Origin of the sequence: Alkaliphilus pronyensis, from assembly GCF_009017275.1 — a bacterium.
Taxonomy (GTDB): Bacteria; Bacillota; Clostridia; order Peptostreptococcales; family Natronincolaceae; genus Alkaliphilus_C; species Alkaliphilus_C pronyensis.
The window spans coordinates 1-20,111 of record NZ_WBZC01000071.1 but is presented as its reverse complement, the minus strand read 5'-3'; the positions used below and the strand labels follow the sequence as shown (position 1 = coordinate 20,111).

The window sequence follows — 20,111 nt, the reverse complement described above, 5'->3', positions numbered from 1 at the left end:
TTCTTGAGGTCCCCACCTTTGATCTATTACGCTTAGGTAGTATACATTCCTCGAAGCCCATTTTTTCTCCCTCTTTGTCTTTAATTGCTTTTACCTCTGCTTCACTTAGGTTTTCAGGCGCTTTTTCGTCTGATACTTCAATAATATTTAATTTACAGTACCTTGATAGTCGTTTTGAATATTCTTGAACACCTAATTTTAAATACTTTTCTTTAAGCCTACCTACCGCAATGATAGTAATGTTCATAGGGTTCACCATCCTTAGTATTGATTATATAAATTTTACCCTAAGTTATGAATTTATTCAACTTAGGGTAGCTTTAGAATTTATACTGTTGATTAATGCTGTTTGCGTTTTATGTTACTCTAATCTCTATAAACAGTTTTGTTAGTAATAAACAAAAGAAAACCTCCAGTGATAGGTAGTATAGTTGCTGGCAAATGATTCACAAGTATTCCTGACGATATTAATGCAATTGGCAATACTGCTTTGCTAATAGCTATACCAATGCTTAAAACTCTGCCTCTGTACTCTTCTGGTATTGTGGTTTGTAGCTGATGTAAAATTGGTATATCAACTAAAGCGATGGCACAGCCAATAAGTATTGAGATAGTACTGTAGTATAGGAGGTAGTAGGTATGTGGCAATTGTAACTCTGATAACAGTACGGGTACTCCTATAAGAATCATTAATGCTGAAATGATAAAGCACATAATTTTCAATAGCCTTTTGTAGGGAGTTTTTTGGCTTATTGTCTTAACCATTAATGCACCAATAATCATACCAATAGGGAAGCCTCCTTGAATGATACCATAGTAGCTGGAGTTTAAAGCTAGTGCTTCAGTTATTATAAATGGTAGTGGTATAGTAATTGATAATCCTATAAAGAAATTCAAGTACACGAAGGTGCCAGTTAATTTTGCTATGCTTTCATTTTCTTTTATATACCTTAATCCTTCTTTTATATCTTTTTTAAAGTGTATGCCCCTGTTACCTTTAGGTGCTTTAACTGGGTTATATTTAAAATCTATAAATAATTCTAATATGCCTGAAAAAATGAAGGATAAGCCATTAAATAGTATGAAATGAGTAATATCAACAGATACAAAGACTATTCCCCCAATCATTGGGCCAAGTATGCCTGATAGGGAGTCTATACTCTTACTTACTGAGTTTATATTCATTAACCTTTTATTTGTTACCATATTGGGCTTAGCTGTTTCTATACTAACGGAAAATATTGATGTAAATACTGATATTAAAAAGGTACTAAAATAAATTATTGTTAGCTTAACTCCCCAAAGTAGGCTTATATAGTAAACTGCCAACAAAAGTGCTCCGTTCAATATATCCATTGCTACTACTAGCTTCTTTTTGTTAATTCTATCTGCTAGAACTCCTGCAAAGGGGTTTATTAGAACCATCGGTATAGTTCCTAATACTAACGTAGTGGCAAAGCTTAGTCCTGAACCAGTTTGCTGTAGAATATAAAGTCCTACTGCAAAAGTATATATTGAGCTTCCAAATATAGAGATAAATTTTCCTAATGAAAAAAGTCCGATATTTGCTATTTCTCTTTTATCATAGCCATTAAACATTTCTTTTTGCGAAGTTGTCATTTTAATCACTCCTATTGTTATATCTTTAACACAACTTTATAGGATGGTGTAATGACAACATCAATATTAAATATTATAAAAAAGTAGCTAATTTTTCACAAAACATAGGGTTAACCCTACCTTTTTCCATAATAAATATAAAAGAATATTTTTTCCCCTTTAACGAAATAGCTTTCGTGCTTTCCTCCTTTTTCAATATAGTCTGAAATCAGCTCATCTATTGGTTGATAATTAAGTTTTGCTATTGAGTTTTTAATACTTTCCAAAAGAAAATTGTTGCGATAGGGCTTTTTTATTAAGCTATTTGGACTGAAGTTTTTAAACAGAATGTAGGAGCCTAATAAATAACCACTTTCTTTAACATAGTGATTAGTTAGATTAAGCAGAAATTCACTGTTTTCGAAGCTATAATTACTGGTTCCTGATAGGTCTAACAGTATATCAATGCATTGTTTTTTGATTGGTATATTAAGAAAATCTGCGGATATAAACAATATGTTCTTCTTGTAGCCTGTTTTTTCTAAAATTCTTTTTAAGAACCTGAGTTTATTAGTATCGTGGTCAACAGCAATATATAAGCAATTCTCTGGCAGGTCATTATATATGTATCTTAAAAAATAACCAAAACCTGTTCCTAGCTCCATTAGTACTTTACCATTAAAACTTTGAAAGTCAACTTTCTTAAATACCCATTCTTTTCCTTTACTAAGGTTATCTAAATACCCATCATCTGTGTTATTAATGTAATCCCTTATATTATTAATGTAATTTTCTTTATAATCTTGTTTGTTTTGGCTTTCTACAGCTGCTATTTTGAGAACACCAGATTCTATAATATACTGATTTCCACAACTGCATTGAAGTCTACCATCCATTATTTGATTGTTTTCTACCCTTCCATCAATAAGCATTAATTTGCTCCAGCATTTTTGACAGCGTAATATATCTAAAGCTTTAAAGCTAACTCCTATTTTATAGTCATTGCCTTTTGTATCTGCTGTCTCCTTAAGTTTGTCTTCTAGTTTTTTCTTATATTTTATTAGTGTGTCAATTTCTTTACTTAAGTCCTCCAGCTTATTAATAAATAGTGTTTTATAATACTCGTCCTTTTCGTAGGGCATAAGCCTTCCTAGGCGCTTATACTTGAATATAGTTTTTATCTCCTTTAAGCTGAATCCCATGTCTTTTAGACTTAAAATATCATGTAAATCTTGTTGACACCTAATATCGAAGTCATAATGTCCGCCCTCTTTTACAGGTATGATTAGCCCAAGCTCCATGTAGTGACGCACTGAGTCGATAGTTAAATTATTGTTTTTTGCAAACATGCCTATTTTCATCTTATCACCTTATTAGTTCATTATTAATAATTATACCATGTAGCTTTATTAGTAATACGGTTGATATAAAAGCTGGGCAATTAGCCCAGCTTAATCATTAGCAAAAACAATTTCATAGGTTTCTTCTTTACCATTTCTTAATACAGTGACATTTACTTTATCTCCAGGCCTATATTTATACAGCTCTCTTTGCAGGCTCCCCATTGCTTTAACCTCATTACCCTGTATTTTTATAATAACATCACCAGACCTTAGCCCTGCCTTATCTGCTGGTGAGTCAGCTAATATTTCTGCTATGTACACACCTTGATCTGCCTGTAGGTTAACTCCTGTAATGCTTTCAAATACATCAATGTTAACCCCTCTAATACCTAAATACACTCTAGTAAACTCGCCCTTTTCTATTATTTGGTCCACTATAGGTTTTGCAGTATTAATTGGAATTGCAAAGCCAAGTCCTTCTCCTGATCTAATTTTGGCAGTATTAATACCTATAACCTGCCCCTGTGCATTTAACAGTGGTCCTCCACTGTTGCCAGGATTAATAGATGCATCTGTCTGTACTAGATTTTCAATGGTTTCATTTCCATCTAAGGGAATAGTTCTATTAAGTCCGCTTACTATTCCTTGTGTTATGGTTCTTTCAAAATTAAGTCCTAGTGGATTTCCAATAGCAATGGCTATTTCTCCAACCTCAAGTTTGTCACTATCTCCAAGCTCTGCAACTGGAAGACCTGTACCTTCAACCTTTATAACTGCTAAATCTAAGCTCCTGTCATTCCATATTACCTCGGCAGGAACCTTCTCTCCATCATAAAGAATAGCCATTATCTCTTCAACGTTACCATCTCCAACAACATGGGAGTTTGTTAATATGTATCCCCTCTCATCTACTATAACTCCAGTACCAAGGCTAGGTATTTTCCTTTGGGTGCCAAAGAAGGCATCCCGTTGTAATGTTACTGTAGTAATTCCTACTACAGAGGGCATTGCCTTTCTTGCTACTGCCGAGTATACTGTTAAGTCCTGTTGTGCTTCTATTTTAATTGGTTGTCCATCAAAGCTTCTAACTCCTCGCATTGTCAACATTTGAGGCAAGTAATAGTAGGTAAGCGATAAGCTTATGGCACTTCCCAGAAACACACCAATTAATAGTACTATGAAATATCGAAATGTCTTGGGTTTTTGTTGTCTATTCCCATAAAAATTATTATAGCCTGAGCCAGTGTAGTGGTTGGTCATATCATGCTTTGAAGCTGGAGTATTGGTTGACTCACTGTGTTTTTCATCATTATAATTATTTAAATTATTATCATTATCGTGATGATTCATAGTCTCCCTCCATTCATTAACATTAACTTATTATTTACTAAACTCATATAAATTACTTACCCTATCTCTATGGGCTAAACCAATTTCTACATCCTTCCCAATAATCATTTTGTTTAATGCTAATGCATTATTTGTTGTTTCCATCGCAAGCTCCGGAAAATTGTTTTCTTTACTTAAGTGTGCCAGCATTACCCTAGTGACATTGTTTTTTACTAGGCTAACTATAGCTTGGGCTGCTGCTTCGTTGGATAAATGTCCTATTTTAGATAAAATTCTTCTTTTTAAGTAATAGGGGTAGCTTCCTACCTTTAGCATCTCTTCATCATGATTAGATTCAAGAACAACTAAGTCAGAGTCCTTAATATGATTAATTATCTCATCACTAAAGTAGCCTAAATCAGTAGTGATGCTAATTTTAATGTTATTATTTTTAATACTAAATCCAACTGGGTCATTTGCATCGTGGGATATAGAGTAGGGGGTAATATCAAAGCTATTAATACTAAATGGCTTTCCTGTTTCAAAAACTTTAATATTACCTTCACATACTTTTCCCAGCTTACCCGCCATGCCCCTACAGGTTCCTTCATTTGCATAAATAGGTATATTAAATCTCCTTGATAAGATGCCTGCACTATGGATATGATCATTATGCTCGTGGCTAATTAATAATCCTGTCAGCTTGTGAGGATCAACATCTATTTCCAATAGCTTTCCTTGTATTCTTTTACCACTTAGGCCTGCATCGACCAATAAAAACTCTTGATTATCACTAATAAAATGACAATTTCCACTGCTTCCACTAGCTAATGAACAAAAACGTATTGCCATTATAACTGCCTCCAATTTTATGATTAATTTAAATAATGCACACCCTCTGGTGTGCATTATTTACTCATTTATTCTCTTAATTTTTGCACCCAGTCCTTGAAGCTTTTCATGAAGTTTATCATACCCTCTATCAATATAATGTACATTTTCTATTTCTGTAACTCCATCTGCAACTAAGCCTGCAACTACTAATGCTGCGCCCGCTCTTAAATCACACGCTGAAACCTTAGCCCCTGATAGCCTGTTAACTCCATAGATAACAGCAGCACGGCCTTCTACTTTTATGTTAGCACCCATACGTTTTAGCTCATCAACATATTTAAATCTTCCGTCATATATGGTTTCAGTAACAATACTATTACCCTTTGCTTTGGTTAATAGGCTTGTCATTGGTTGCTGTAGGTCTGTGGGAAAGCCAGGGTATACAAGGGTTTTAACACTAACACTTTTTAATGTATTGGAGGCAACAACCCTGAGAGATTCTCCATTTTCTATAACATCAACTCCCATTTCCTTAAGCTTAGCAGTAATAGCCTCTAAATGCTTAGGTATAACGTTATTGATAATTACATCACCTTTAGTGGCTGCAGCGGCAATCATGTAGGTACCTGCCTCAATTTGATCTGGAATAACAGTATGATTACATCCCTTTAGCTCTTTAACCCCTTTAATTTTTATTACATCTGTTCCTGCTCCTTTAATATCGGCTCCCATACAGTTGAGAAAGTTAGCCACATCTACAATATGGGGCTCTTTGGCTGCATTTTCTATAATAGTATTTCCTTCTGCCATGGTGGCAGCCAGCATTATATTTATTGTTGCACCGACACTAACTACATCAAGATATATTTCGGCTCCTACTAGCTTTTCTGCCTCTACAGTAACTAAGCCATGCTCTATTGAAACTTTTGCTCCCATCGCTTCAAACCCTTTGATATGCTGATCTATAGGTCTGCTTCCAATTGAACAGCCCCCTGGATAAACACCGACAGCCCTTTTAAAGCGACCCAGTCCAGCCCCCAAAAGGTAGTAGGATGCTCTTATATCCTTTGCCACTTCATAGTCTGCATAGGAGCATGAAGTAATATTTCTTGAGTCAATTTCTAGTGTATTATTTCCTTTATCTATAACTGTAGCTCCTAAGCTCTTAAGGATACCTGCCAACACCTTAACATCGCTAATGTTTGGTAGGTTATCTATTATACAGTTGTCTCCTGCTAGTAAGGCTGCAGGAATTATAGCAATAGCAGAATTCTTAAACCCACTTATACTTACACTACCCTGTAGTTTACTTCCACCTTCTATAACGAGTTTTTTATTCATAATGATCGTTGACATATGCCAACTAGCCACCACCCTCTATTGTATTTTCATATATATAATAATGTATTAGCCCATAAATTTTTAAAATTTGCATTAATTTATTATAGCATTAATATTAATATTTGTAACCCAGTTGTAATTGGTAATAAATAACTATATACTATTTTAAAAAAAAGAAAAAGTCCATTGTACTTTTTCTCCTTTTATTAAAAAAATCCTGCTATAAATATTAAAAAATTCAATTTTTAAGTGCATCTACATAATATATCTTTCCATTTTTTAATGTTATCTTCCAAGTAGGAAGGGCTGTGCCTGACTCAACGTTCTTCCAGTTTGTGAGCTGGATATCATAGGGATTTAAGTAATAGCCGAGCTCTATATCAGTTATTATTACTTCTTTTCCTTCATTGTCCTCAAGAATATCATTCATTTTTCTAAGCAATGCCTCTGCTGCGGTTGTAGTTCTTTTTCTCTTTGGTTGTGTTTTTTCATGGGAAAGTAGCATTGCTTCAAGACCTATTACACCTCTATGATTAACGTAAACATATACGTAGCTTTCACCAAGAAATCTACTTCTATAGGATTGATTATATACAAGCTTATATAGTGGTGCATCGTCATATTCCTGTATAGTGCCGAAATAAACCTGCTTTAGCTTAATATTATCATTAAGAAGATTATGCTCTTTTAAAAACTCAGAGCTTAATAAAATAGCCTCTTCTTCATTTATGCCAAAGCTTAATACTTCTTCATTAAAGCTTTTGTACTTAAGTATTTTATTACTTTCAAATGTTAGCTGTTTATTTTCTGTTCTGTAAATATTGTCTTTAACCTCGTAGGTATTGCCTAAAAAGCTATTAATAGTTGCCTTGTTATTAAAGTCACGGTACTTAAAGTCCAGTAATTGCAACGAAACTATTTCCTTTGGGATAGTCGTTTCCAGCTTAACCCCATAATCATTTAGTAAATCCTTAACTTCCTTTATATATTCATCATTAATTAGCTTTAGGTCCTCCTGTTGGAATAAACCTGCACTTATATTATACATTAGAAGTAAATTAGTAACTATAAAAGCCACTATCAATATGTTTTTTGCTTTTGCCCAGTCCATTTTCTCACCACCAGTTAGTTGAAGGCTTCTTTATAAAGCAGTTGACCCTTATAGCTATCAAAATAATATACTTGATTATTAACTTTTATTTGCCATGCTGGTACAACAATCTGCCTTCTTTTTTCCTCCATAGTATCAAAGTATACCATCTGAATGGAATTAATTCTTCTCAGAATTTCATTGTTTTTATTCATTTCTTCAAGCAGATTTCCATCCTTTACAGTATCAATCTCAAAAATATCAATATTGCTCTCAATAACCTTATGAGGTGGTCTAATTGGCTCTAATCTTGTAATATTAGGTAAAAGCATAGGAGTTCTAACAAAGCTTTTGTAGCTGCTAATACAGTTTCCAAAAACCTCTATCTCAATTGGATACTTCATATTTTTTGATGAAATGGCTACGGGATATCCATCTATAAAATAGTTGAAGCCAAAATAATATCCACTGCTGTTTCCCTTCTTTATTTGCTTAGCCTCGGCTAAGTATGCAGTCTTAGGTATAACTCCATGACTATCAATAAAGTCTATAGCTGTATCCAGTGCAGCAATAACATTTGTACTAGATTCATTAGATATTTCTTCATTATACTCAAGTCTTCCTGTAGGACTTATTCTCAGTGTCTTCTCACCATATCCATATAGAAAAACTACTGCTCCGTTTGTTTCTTTAATAATACGAACAAAATCTAGGTTTCTATCGAAAAATATTTCCGTTTGATGCTGAAGCACCTGATCCTTCTCAACATCCAAAACACTCTCCACAGTTAATTTTGGTAATTGGGTATAAAAATTAGGTGGCATTAAAGTATAGTTATCAACAAAGCTAAATAGTCGATAATATTTAATAAAACCATTAGCTTCATATTCAATCATAAAGTCATTTATGCTTTTATCTTCAACATAGTCCTTAAGCTTAATCTCAAAGGTGTTGTTGTCTTTACCAACTATAAAGATTGAACCTTTGTTAATAGAAGGGATTAATATTTTATTAATCTCTCTTATATTTCTTACAATTTTACTATCAATATTGTTAAAAATAGAAGAAACTAAAACTGAAGAAATGTTATCTCCAAATTCTAGTTCTACATGTCTTAATCCCATATACTCAGTATAATCTTCAGCAGATATTTCAGTTATTTCAGGCTCAAGAATAAAATAGTCCTCTAAAACCCTCCTGCTATACTGCCATACTTCTTCCATTTCATTATGTGATAGTATAGTAGAAAATCCACTTTGAATTCCTCCACCAAATCCTAATATAATCCTTTTAGGGGAAATTATATTTTCTCTAATCTCAAGTGTATGTGACTTGTTACTTAAGGCTTTAGAAGTTAATACCTCGTTAGGAGAGTATAGCCAAATTTGATGGGTTAATAATATGCTCATTATTACTAATATAGATAAGACTATGGTTTTAAGTCTCTCCCTACTCATTAAACTCACTCCATCAATTAGTCATAGCTTTATTTTATTATATTCTGTAATATATCGGGCTCACTTACTTTTTTCTCGAATATTTCCTTTACTTCCTTTAATTCTTGAACTGTTATTATCCTAGTAATTGTATCATGTGAGTCATCTGAATATACCCCTTTAATCTCCACTTTATTCTTTCCTCTTCTTAGGGGAACCTCCTGCCACCCTCTTCCAAATGCACCAATTTCCAGCTCTATCGCATCACCAGCGACAACATAATTCTCTTTGCTCTTATCAATGCTATTATTATGATAAACCTGAATAAAAACCTTTGTTCCTTCAGGGGCAGTAATTTCAAACATTAACTCAGTATTATCAGTGGTAATATTTCTATCTGGAGTTATTACCTGAAGCTTTTCATCTGTCTCATTTCCAAAGGCAGATATGCTAGTAAATCCTATAATTAATAGAACAAAAGCTGTACAATATAATAGTCTTTTTATCATTAACAATTCCTCCCGAAAATGCCTATTCTCATGTCGATAGCATTATTATAATAAATAAATATTACAACAGTATTACAAGAGAATTAAGAATTAATTACACATCATTTTCATGTAGTATTGGCAAGGTTATTACTACTAGTGTTCCCTCTCCTTCGCTACTTATGATTCTTATTTCTCCATCATGTACCTCGATTATCTCTTTAGCTATAGCTAAGCCAAGACCTGTGCCTCCCATTTCACGGGATCTAGCCTTGTCAACACGATAAAAGCGTTCGAATATTCTAGGCATATCTGCTTCGGGAATACCTATTCCGTTATCTTGAATTTCCATAGTTATATCCTGACACATTTTAATTAGTTTTATAACTATCTTTCCATTGTTTGGGGTGTACTTGATTGAATTACTTAATATATTTAGTAGCACCTGTTCGAGCCTATCCTCATCTCCATACACATATACCTCTTCATCTAATAGCTGTAATTCAAGCTTTTGCTGTTTATTATGGGCGTATACCTCAAGCTTTTGGGCGGTTTTATCTATTAGTTGGTTAACTTCTGTAGGCTTCTTATTCCACTTTGCTTGCTGAAAATCTAGGTTTGATAATTGTAAAAGATCCCTTACTAGTCTAGACATCCTGTTTGCTTCCGTTTCAATCACCTTTAAAAACCTAATTAGTAGCTGATGATTATCAGCAGCTCCATCTAACAAAGTTTCAGTATAGCTTTTAATAGTTGTTAGTGGAGTTTTAAGCTCGTGGGAGACATTTGCTACGAATTCTCTCCTCATATTTTCTAGTCTTTCTTCCTCTGTAACGTCTTGGAGTAGGACGATTATTCCTCCAAAGTCACCTTTGTTAGCTCTGTATGGTGCATAATTAGCTCTAAGGATAACTCCCTCATCCATGAAAAGAACTTGACTACCGGAACAGTCACTTCCACTTTGTTTAATTTTACTGATTGCTAGCTTGTCGTTTATGTGACTAAAGACTTCATCAAAATTCTTACTCTTTATGCTTTCTTCATCTGTTTTTAGCATTTCTATAGCCTAGCCTTTGGGTTTGCATGTATAATAGTTCCTTCTGCAGTTGCAGCAATTATTCCATCCGCCATATAGGTTATAATCGTATCCATCTTCTGCTTTTCACTGGACATTTCCTGTAGTACTGTCCTAAGTCTTGCAGTTAGAAAATTAAACATATTGGCTAATTGCCCTATTTCATCATCAGATTTTGCTTCAACAACTTGATTAAAATCACCTCTAGCCATTTTTTCCGCCTTAATAGTAACATCATTTATAGGTCCAGTAATACTTTTTGCAATAAAATAGCCTAAAACAACTGTTATGAACAACGCTAGAAAGGTGGCTCGTATCAATATATCCTTAGAGTCATCGAGAGTTCTATAAATATCAGAAAGGTCACTTCTTAGATATATGGCACCTATAATCCTACTATGCTCGTCGTATAGGGGATAGGCAATGTTTTTTGAGCTTTTGCTTCCGTACTTTGGTGTTATGTCCTTCTCTAAGAACTCTTTACCACTGAAAACACCAATTATTAAATCACTCTCTAATATTTCTGAAGCATTATGATTTAAGTAATATGAGTTAGTACTGGATACTATTGTAAAGTTTATGTCTTTGTCAATTATATATATTTCCATGCCCATTCTCTCATAGGCCGAAATATCCTCCTGAATATCCTTCTTATTTTTATGCCATTGGTTTTCCCTTAAGGTAGCCATAACAGCATCTGCCGTAGAAGTAAGGTTGTTGCTTACTACCTCTAAATGATACTGTTCAAATTGTTGAATCATGAATATTCCAATTATTATCATGGCTATAAAGACCAGTAGAAAATAGATGACAATAAATTTCCATCTTATACTCTTAAACATTCTACGCCCTCCTAAAGTAGTATCCGACTCCTCTCTTTGTCATAATAAATTTCGGACTACTGGAGTTGTCTTCTATTTTTTCCCGTAACCTTCTAATAGTAACATCGACTGTACGTATATCACCATAATATTCGTATCCCCATACCTCTTTTAAAAGCTGCTCCCTTGTAAAAACTTGTTCTGCCTGGGTAGCTAAAAATCGTAAAAGCTCAAATTCCCTTGAGGTCAATTCTATTACATTCTTTTCTTTTTTTACTTCATATCTATTAAAATCTATTGAAAGCAATCCGGAGGTTATAATATCACCAGTTTTACCAGTACTTGTTATTTCATTTCTTCTTAAATTGGCTTTAACCCTAGCTAAAAGCTCCCGCATACCAAATGGCTTAGTGATATAGTCGTCAGCTCCCATTTCTAAGCCTAATACCTTATCTAGCTCTTCCTCTTTAGCTGTTAGCATTAGAATAGGCATTGAGAAGCTTTCCCGTATCTTCCTACAAACTTGAAATCCATCAACTTTAGGTAACATTACATCTAATAATATTAAGTCAGGGGTAAATTTGCTAACCTTATTTAAAGCTTCTTCTCCATCAAAGGCAACATCTACCTGATATCCCTCTTTTTCCAGGTTGAATTTCACAATTTCCGATATAGGCCTTTCGTCTTCAACTAAAAGAATTTTTTTCTCCATTACTTAATACCACCTTAAATTGTAATTTATTTCATTATCATTCTATTTTTTAATGCAGAATTCCTGCATTGATATATAATTTTTTAACCAGTTAATAAATATATAATAGCTAAGCAAATTATGTAGTCAGGAGCCCTATTAATGAATAGCTCCTTATTAACATATAAATCATTCTAAAATAGATTTTTATAATTGCTAAACTTTTCCCCTTCTCCTAGCTTTTCAATTATCAAAAGTAGCTCCTCTAAACCATATTTGTCTACAAAGCCTGATACTAACCTAAAGGATTTTGCATAGGCCCTATACTGATTTAATTGATGAAAATCATGAGTTAGTTCTTCGATTGAAAAATCAACCTCTGCACCTGACAGCTCATAGCCCCATTGATATTTATCTACCTGGTATTCCATATAAAGGCTTACACCTTCAGTAAACCAAGTGGGAAAGTTTCCATTTGCAATATGATCTGTTAATAGGTGTACCAATTCGTGAAGTATTGGACCTTCTCTATAAAACCCTTCCTTGTATTCCTCTTCACTAAACCATATCAGTGGATTAGATATATGAATAGTGTTGCCATAATAAACCCCCATAGGTGGGTTTCCTTTCCTTAGCATTGTGGCATCCATCATTTCATCTAAGTCATTATATAAGACCATTCTAACCTTTTCTTTAGGCTTATAATTAAATACTTCTGTTGCTGCAATATATTTGTCTTCTGCTGTTTTAACAATATAGCTTAGTAGCTCTTCATCGAAGCCAGGATGTCGAATAATATAGTTCTCTGTTTCAATAACCTGATAATCCCTTATGTGATATGATACATACTGATATTCAACTTCTCTTAAGGCTGGTCTGTATATTGCAGCCATTGAAGATATAGATAAAAAAACACCTAAAATTAATACTGTAATAACTGCAGTTGCAATAATCTTCTTTTTGCTTTCCATTAGCCTTCTCATAGCTATCTCCCCCTTTAATTTGAGATATGTATGAGATAGAACACTAATAGTATATCACAACTTTATGTAAACTTCCATCGGTAAGTGCCTTACATATTTTACATAACCCCTTTCCCCTTCTATTTCCTCATATTTCTATCACTTTTTTGGGCCTAAAGCATAATCTATATTAGAATGAAGATAAAGGAGGTCTCTTTTGTGTTTGGATATAGAAATATTATGGAAGACCTTGTTGCAGAAAGGTTAATGGTTTCAGAAACTGATGAAGAGGAGCTACCCGTAATAATTTCAGCTAAGGACTGTGAATGTGATGAGCTTGAGGAGTTTATTATTAAAATGGGAGGCAAAATAAAGCATAAGCTGAAGTTAATAAATGCAGTAGCTGCATATATGCCAACTGTAGGTGTAAAGTCAGTTGCTAGAGATCGATTTATAGAAAAAATACATCTCGACGATAGGGCCTATAAGCTAATGGATATTGCAACTGTTACAGTAGGGTCTGACTATGCCAATGAGTATGGACTAACTGGTAAGGATGTAACTGTTGCTGTAATAGATACAGGAATATACCCACATAATGATTTAGTGCGTCCTACAAATAGAATTATTGGCTTTAAGGATTTTGTTGGTAATCAGGCTAACCCCTATGACGACGATGGACACGGAACCCACGTTGCTGGAATAATTGCTGGAAATGGCTTTTCATCTAGGGGTAAATATATAGGTATAGCACCTGATGCAAATTTAGTTGGAGTAAAGGTTTTAGATGAAGATGGGGGCGGTAGCGTATCAGACGTTATAGCAGGTATTGAGTGGGCTATAGATAATAAAGAAAAGTATAAAATTAGGGTATTAACTTTATCCTTAGGTACTAAAGCTAAGTCAACATATCAAGAGGATCCTCTCTGTAAGGCTGTGGATGCTGCAGTTAGAAATGGTATTACAGTGGTTGGAGCTGCTGGCAATAATGGTCCTAAAAAATCAACAATTGATTCTCCTGCCATAAGTCCCAACATAATATCTGTAGGGGCATGTGACGATCGCAACGGTAGCGACCTATCCTCTATAACAATTGCAGATTTCTCCAGTAGAGGTCCTACTCCCGATGGCTATACAAAACCAGATGTAATAGCGCCAGGTGTGGGTATTAATTCACTTAGTAATGATGGTAATGGGTATATTGCTTTAAGTGGTACATCTATGGCAACTCCTGTTGTGGCAGGCTGTGCAGCTTTATTATATGAAAATAATCCCTCCTATAGTCCTAATCAAATAAAGTCAGTCATTACAAATACTGCAAATTCATTAGGCTTACCTAACCAAGAACAGGGCTCTGGCCTGTTGGATATTCGCAAAATACTAAACAGTGTTAGCCCATCACCAAAGCCCAAAAAGCCTGAAAACAGTTCTCCTAACTATGATAACAGCTATAAGAATATGCACTCTGGATTTCAAAGCTGGTATTTTGTAATTTTTATTGTGATATTGGTTTTAATACTATAAAGAAAACTTAGTTCAGATGGAGTTTTAACTCCACCTGAACTCTAGTTGCACTTATTTCGAAGCTTGGCGGCACTTATCTCCCGCTTAAGAAGCGGGAGTGGTAGTAACGCCGCTGAGATAATTAATTCAAAAAAAATTTTAAGCGTGACATGTTGTCACGCTTCTTATATTTAATATTTTACAAAGCTTAGTGGATTAACAGGTGTACCATCCTTTCTAACTTCGAAGTGTAGATGTGGACCTGTACTGTTACCTGTGCTTCCTACCGTTGCAATTTTTTGATCTTTATGGACTCTATCTCCTTCAGATACAAGTAGCGCATTGCAATGGGCATAATAGGTCTGATAACCGTTTTCATGATCTATAATTACTAAATTTCCGTATCCCCCGTTTCGTCCAGAAAAGGTAACTTTACCTCCATCTGCTGCCAAGATACTGGTTCCTGTTTTGGCTGCAATGTCTATACCATTATGGCGTCTTCCCCATCTTGAGCCAAATCCAGAGGTTAGCCTTCCTCTAGTGGGATTGGAAAAAACCCCCGTCGCCATTGTTTTAGGTCTTGGCTTTGTTCCCTCTGCGATAACCCTTGTTTTAGGCTCAGATAATACAGTTTCTTGAACTATATCTCTGTCAACCTCAACCCCATTTTCTTTTATAATATATGCCTTTACTTCCCGCATACCTTCTATACCTTGAACAACTATTTTTCTATCTCCTGTATAAAGGGAATCTGTGGTTTCATACTCTGTTTCATATGGTATAGCCTCAACTATTTCTGCATACTCCTTAGTAATAATAGATATATATGGCTTTGGTACTATAAGACTAATCTCTTGACCAATCTGTAGCTTCTCTGTGTTTATGTTTGGATTAGCTTTGGCTATGTCTTCAACAGTTAAGTCATACTTTCTTGCAATAGACCAAGAGCTTTCACCTTTTTGTACCTGGTGGATCCTTTCTTCATCAGTCCCCTTTGATATAAGGCTTAAAGCATCCTCTTTTGTTCTTATTACACCAGCGTCTGTAAATATTTCCACCAATTCTACATTTTCCTTAAAGTCGATTGCTGTGTAATTTTGATTTTCCTCATCTACATAGGGTGTCTTTAGCTCTTCCAATACTTCTTCAGCTGTTTTCTTATCCCTTAACTGTATTATTTCTTCTCCATTTACATAAATGGCAACTGAGCTTACTTTAATATCTAGCCTATTTATAACATTTATAATTATCTCTCCATGTGGAGTAATATTTTCATCGTCGGCACTAACTTTATTAATCTGTATATCATCGGTAAAGTTTATATCCTGTTGATATTGACTTTTCACCTGCTCTTTTGCTTCATCAAAGGCACTCCAAAACTCCTCTTGTGTTCTTACTATCGCCAGAGGTCTACCCTCCAGCTCAATCTCATAAGCAAGCAAGGCTTTATTGGCTAAGTGGTTTAGCATTAATCCCCCACCCAGTATTACTGTCACTAATATAGAGGCAGCAATAACAATAAGTTTTTGATTTTTATGTAATCTAAACTTCTCACCTAGCATTCTTCCATGATAGCTAATTAGCCTAAGTAGGTCTTTAGCTTTTTTTTGGAATATCATCTTAACCCTACGGCTCATAAACATAATCCCCTCTCAAAGTATAGGCCTTTTAATACTTTGACTAGTTTACCCCTTTTGCTTTTTGTAGCCTAATTGATATTTGTTTTGTAACATATTTGTAATAATCTTTTTCTATTATATACTATCTAATTAGCATGATACAAGTCCAAACAAATGTTTTTTAAATTTTTTTTATTTTATCCATTATTTACTGTATTATTCTACTTTTATATTTAGCCATTCTTCAAATAGTGGCTTTAACTCTTTTTCTGAGTTTGCCTCCATTAACTCATAAAAGTCTAAAGTAGTTGCATTTTTATACTTGTATTGGTTAAAATACTGTCTAATTCCTTCTAAAAAGGCTTCGTCACCCATATTATTTCTTAGCTCCTCCAGGAACATTGCTCCTTTACTATATACTATACTACTATACTCTAAATTGCTTTCAAACTCTCTTAAGCTCCTAAGTATTCCTTCTCCTTTATCTGGCTCTATTGATGTAAAGTTTTCATATTGGGCTTTTATCATCTTTTCGAAGATCTGCTCCTTTATATGGTCTCCATACTTCTCTTCGAAATACATTAGTGTAGAGTATTCTGTTAAGGCCTCATCTAACCATGGCTCAATAATCTCATTATTCCCAACTATGCCATACCACCATTGATGTGCTATTTCATGGGCAATAACATATTCTAAAGGAAAATCCTCCTCTATTTCATATAGATTCTTACTTATCATAACTAAATTAGGGTATTCCATTCCACCTAAGAAGAAATCACATGCCACAATAGATATTTGCTTGTAGGGATAGTGTCCAAATAACTTGTTGAATATTTCTATTGAGTCTATACCATATTGTAGTGCTTCTTCTTTTTTTTCATCCCCTAAAGTAAAAGAATTAACAGTAATGTCGTTAATAACCCCTTCTTTAATATCAAAGCCTTTGCTTAGTACCATAGCAAAATCCCTAACAATATCTGCTTCTATCCAATATGTTGCATTATCCTTATCCACATCCATCTTAATTATATTACCAGTTGCAGCTATACTAAAATCCTTTGGTATTGCTAGAGAAACCTTATATATAGCCATTTCACTATAGAATGGGTCTCCTATAGAATAGTAGGGATCTAGGTTCCAGCCTGTAGTATCGTATACCGAAAGGATAGGATACCAATTACTTATATTTACTGTTTCCTCCCCATAGCCTAGTCTAGTATTGGCATTCGGCAGCTTGACAGTGAATTCTATGGATATATCCGCTGTATCTCCTATATTTAATGGTTTATTTAAGGTGATTCTTAGAATGGTCTTATTAGTACCGATAATTTTGTAGTGGCAGACATCACCCTTTACCTTTACATTATGTATCTCCATCCAGCCTGGACTAAATCCATTAGGATATACTGAGGTAAGCTCTCTTTCTTCAAAGGGGGCAGTTCCTCTATTTCTAAAAGTATTAGGATATATATGTAAATAAATGCTATCTAAATTATCATCTAGGCTATTTGTAAATGTCAGTTGTTGTTTAGCTGAAATTGTCATTTCCTGTGGATTAAATTCTGCATTTATTCTATATAGCGGTAGGCTTGTATCATCTTGTCTATTTATGACCGACTCTTCCTCTAAATAATGGTTATGAACAAAAATGCTAGCTAAAAGAATTCCCAAAACAAGCGATGATGAAACAATCTTCCTTTTTATATTCACAATAGCCCTCCTATAACCATATACTACTAAAATATTATTTTTGTTTTATTAAATTATTCCATATTTTTTTAGTCCATTGAATACATGCAATCCCACCTAAAATAATAACATTCCTAAAAAGTACATGAATGAAATGCATTATGTCTTATGGTATAATAAAGCAAGGAATTTATAAAAATGGAGTGAGCTTAATGGCTTTTATTAAAAGTACTTCTTCGATAGACTTAGGTGATACCCCTATTGAAAACATTTTTATTGATGTTTTTATGCCTATGTCAAATGGTACCTTTGTTAAGGTATACCTGTTAGCTTATAAGTATGCTTGTGATCCACAAAAAAGTATGGAAATAAGTAATAAGACAATTGCAAAGCATTTAAACATTCCACTATCAGATGTTCTTTTAGCTTGGGATTATTGGGAAAGCAAGCAAGTCATTAAAAAGCATCTCTCAACAAATCAAGAGGAAACTGATTATACGGTGGAATTTGTGAATTTAAAGGAGTTATATATTAATAATAATTTCAAGCATATATTAGACACCAAAGATAATAGCTCCTATGAAGATTTTACCCTCACTACCAAAGAGTTGGTGGAGGCAAACCAAATACCTCAGATTAAAGAAATGTTTATAGATATTAATAAGCTAACCAATCGTTCGTTAGTTCCTAATGAAAAAAAGCAAATATTAGAGTGGTTTTATAATTTTAATGTTGACCCTCCATTAATTGTAAAGGCCTTTAGCTATTGTAAGCATAAAAAGAATATTAAAAATATAAAATATGTTGGTGCTGTAATTCGTAATTGGTATGATTTAGGCATTAATAATGTAGAAGATCTTCAGGACTACTTACTTAAGCAGGGGGAGCGATACGGTATTTATGATCGAGTTTATAAGGCTCTAGGCTTTTTATCTAGGGAGCCTGCTGAGGCGGATATGAAGATAATTGATAGGTGGGTTGACGAGTTCCAATATTCAATTGAAATGATATTAAAGGCCTGTGAAAGCTCTAGCAAAACCGCTAACCCTAATATTAATTATATAAACAGCATATTAACAGATTGGTATAATAAAGGTATAAAAAAAATAGAAGATATAGCTGTGCTTGATAAAAAGAGCCCTAGGTCTTCCTCATCAAATAATAATAAGGTTAAAACTAAGTTTCATCTTTCAGAAAGTCGCTTTGATGAATACTCTGCTGAAGAGCTTGAAGCTATCATACTCAAAAACCAAAAAAAGAAGTTTAATGGATAGGAGTGTAACTTATGATTGAGGAAGTAATTAATAGCATACTAAGAGAATATGATAACAAGCGGGCTTTGGCAAAGAAAAGAAAATCACAAAGGTTGCAGGAGGTTTATAAAAAAATACCCCGTATTAAAGAAATAGATGATGCAATAGGTAAGTCTGGCATAGCTATTGCTAAATCCATAATTAACCAAAACGATAGCCCTGAAGAATTGGTTAGTATTCTAAAGAATAAACTAGATGAGTTAAAGCAGGAAAAAGCATTTTTACTGACAGAAAACAACATTCCACTGCAATACTTAGAGGAGGATTATTCTTGTGATAACTGTAAGGATACTGGATTTTTAGATAATGGAGAGAAATGTAGTTGTTTTAAGCAGCAATTAATCAACAAAGCCTATTCTATGTCAAACTTACACGATATATTGCAAAAAGAAAACTTCCATAAATTTAATATAAATTTGTTCTCTGATAAGACCTTTGAAGGACAGGATTTAACTCCAAGGGAAAATATGATGAATATATTACAGGTATGTGAAGGGTTTGTTATCAATTTTAATAATAGAAATGAGGAAAATCTTCTATTCTTTGGCCCAACAGGCTTAGGGAAGACCTTTCTTGCTAATTGTATTGCAAAAGCATTGCTAGATAGAGGAAAAATAGTTATTTATCAAACTGCCTTTAAAATATTTGAAATACTAGAAGACATTAGGTTTCATAATAAGCAAGAAAAGGATAAGTATAATATGCTGTTTTCAGCCGATCTTTTAATTATTGATGACCTGGGAACAGAGGTTACAAATACCTTTACCAATAGTGAGCTATTTAATATTATTAATAGTAGACTTCATTCTGGAAAAAAAACCATAATATCTACCAATTTAACTCCTAAGGATTTTGGTCTTAGGTATGATGATAGAATTGCATCAAGACTGTTTTCAAAGTACACAGTGTTGAAATTTTATGGCCGAGACTTAAGATGGCAAACAGAGTGATACAACCCAAAAAAAGATTACCATATCT

At 33.9% G+C, this 20,111-nt stretch carries 18 protein-coding genes; 3 read left to right on the top strand and 15 right to left on the bottom strand.

Annotated features, from left to right (window positions below):
- The 13 genes from F8154_RS14155 to F8154_RS14100 form a co-directional block, all read right to left on the bottom strand.
- Window positions 1-247: 23S rRNA (pseudouridine(1915)-N(3))-methyltransferase RlmH (locus F8154_RS14155; protein ID WP_192930319.1), on the bottom strand; the 247-nt coding region annotated here is incomplete at its 3' end.
- 119 nt (window positions 248-366) lie between these two features.
- On the bottom strand, window positions 367-1,620 hold the full coding sequence (locus F8154_RS14150; RefSeq protein WP_151862272.1) for an MFS transporter: 1,254 nt from the start codon (window positions 1,618-1,620) through the stop codon (window positions 367-369).
- Between the two features lie 116 nt (window positions 1,621-1,736).
- The gene (locus F8154_RS14145) at window positions 1,737-2,960 is read right to left on the bottom strand and encodes a MerR family transcriptional regulator (RefSeq protein ID WP_151862271.1); all 1,224 of its coding nucleotides are present in this window, start codon (window positions 2,958-2,960) and stop codon (window positions 1,737-1,739) included.
- 90 nt (window positions 2,961-3,050) lie between these two features.
- Window positions 3,051-4,292, bottom strand: a complete 1,242-nt coding sequence (htrA, locus tag F8154_RS14140) for a serine protease HtrA (RefSeq protein ID WP_243141268.1) — start codon at window positions 4,290-4,292, stop codon at window positions 3,051-3,053.
- Window positions 4,293-4,322: 30 nt separating this feature from the next.
- Complete coding sequence (locus F8154_RS14135) at window positions 4,323-5,123, bottom strand: MBL fold metallo-hydrolase (protein WP_151862270.1); 801 nt, start codon at window positions 5,121-5,123, stop codon at window positions 4,323-4,325.
- A gap of 60 nt (window positions 5,124-5,183) precedes the next feature.
- Window positions 5,184-6,446 carry a UDP-N-acetylglucosamine 1-carboxyvinyltransferase gene (locus F8154_RS14130; protein WP_151862274.1) on the bottom strand — a complete coding sequence of 421 codons (1,263 nt, stop codon included), beginning with the start codon at window positions 6,444-6,446 and terminating at the stop codon, window positions 5,184-5,186.
- Window positions 6,447-6,684: 238 nt separating this feature from the next.
- Complete coding sequence (yycI, locus tag F8154_RS14125; protein ID WP_151862269.1) at window positions 6,685-7,557, bottom strand: two-component system regulatory protein YycI; 873 nt, start codon at window positions 7,555-7,557, stop codon at window positions 6,685-6,687.
- A gap of 14 nt (window positions 7,558-7,571) precedes the next feature.
- Window positions 7,572-8,993, bottom strand: a complete 1,422-nt coding sequence (gene yycH, locus F8154_RS14120; protein WP_151862268.1) for a two-component system activity regulator YycH — start codon at window positions 8,991-8,993, stop codon at window positions 7,572-7,574.
- Between the two features lie 29 nt (window positions 8,994-9,022).
- A complete protein-coding gene (locus F8154_RS14115; RefSeq protein WP_151862267.1) occupies window positions 9,023-9,481 on the bottom strand; it encodes a hypothetical protein in 459 nt (152 codons plus the stop codon).
- Window positions 9,482-9,575: 94 nt separating this feature from the next.
- Window positions 9,576-10,517 (bottom strand): sensor histidine kinase, encoded by a 942-nt coding sequence (locus F8154_RS15445; RefSeq protein ID WP_243141267.1) that lies wholly within the window; start codon window positions 10,515-10,517, stop codon window positions 9,576-9,578.
- A gap of 2 nt (window positions 10,518-10,519) precedes the next feature.
- The gene (locus F8154_RS15440) at window positions 10,520-11,377 is read right to left on the bottom strand and encodes a HAMP domain-containing protein (RefSeq protein WP_243141266.1); all 858 of its coding nucleotides are present in this window, start codon (window positions 11,375-11,377) and stop codon (window positions 10,520-10,522) included.
- Window position 11,378: 1 nt separating this feature from the next.
- Window positions 11,379-12,068: a response regulator YycF gene (yycF, locus tag F8154_RS14105; RefSeq protein WP_151862266.1), complete on the bottom strand. Its 690-nt coding sequence runs from the start codon at window positions 12,066-12,068 to the stop codon at window positions 11,379-11,381.
- A gap of 173 nt (window positions 12,069-12,241) precedes the next feature.
- Window positions 12,242-13,030 (bottom strand): peptidase MA family metallohydrolase, encoded by a 789-nt coding sequence (locus F8154_RS14100; protein WP_151862265.1) that lies wholly within the window; start codon window positions 13,028-13,030, stop codon window positions 12,242-12,244.
- 198 nt (window positions 13,031-13,228) lie between these two features.
- Between F8154_RS14100 and F8154_RS14095 the strand changes: the two genes are divergently transcribed.
- The gene (locus F8154_RS14095; protein WP_192930318.1) at window positions 13,229-14,533 is read left to right on the top strand and encodes a S8 family peptidase; all 1,305 of its coding nucleotides are present in this window, start codon (window positions 13,229-13,231) and stop codon (window positions 14,531-14,533) included.
- Between the two features lie 170 nt (window positions 14,534-14,703).
- Here the strand turns inward: F8154_RS14095 and F8154_RS14090 are convergent, their stop codons facing one another.
- Complete coding sequence (locus tag F8154_RS14090) at window positions 14,704-16,155, bottom strand: peptidoglycan DD-metalloendopeptidase family protein (RefSeq protein ID WP_151862263.1); 1,452 nt, start codon at window positions 16,153-16,155, stop codon at window positions 14,704-14,706.
- Between the two features lie 192 nt (window positions 16,156-16,347).
- Window positions 16,348-17,841: a M1 family metallopeptidase gene (locus F8154_RS14085; RefSeq protein ID WP_243141265.1), complete on the bottom strand. Its 1,494-nt coding sequence runs from the start codon at window positions 17,839-17,841 to the stop codon at window positions 16,348-16,350.
- Between the two features lie 191 nt (window positions 17,842-18,032).
- On the opposite strand from F8154_RS14085, the gene F8154_RS14080 reads away from it, so the two are divergent.
- Both F8154_RS14080 and F8154_RS14075 read left to right on the top strand, forming a co-directional pair.
- Window positions 18,033-19,094: a DnaD domain protein gene (locus F8154_RS14080; RefSeq protein WP_151862262.1), complete on the top strand. Its 1,062-nt coding sequence runs from the start codon at window positions 18,033-18,035 to the stop codon at window positions 19,092-19,094.
- Between the two features lie 11 nt (window positions 19,095-19,105).
- Window positions 19,106-20,083, top strand: coding sequence for an ATP-binding protein (locus F8154_RS14075; RefSeq protein WP_151862261.1), 978 nt, complete (start codon window positions 19,106-19,108; stop codon window positions 20,081-20,083).
- The last annotated feature ends 28 nt before the right edge of the window (window positions 20,084-20,111 follow it).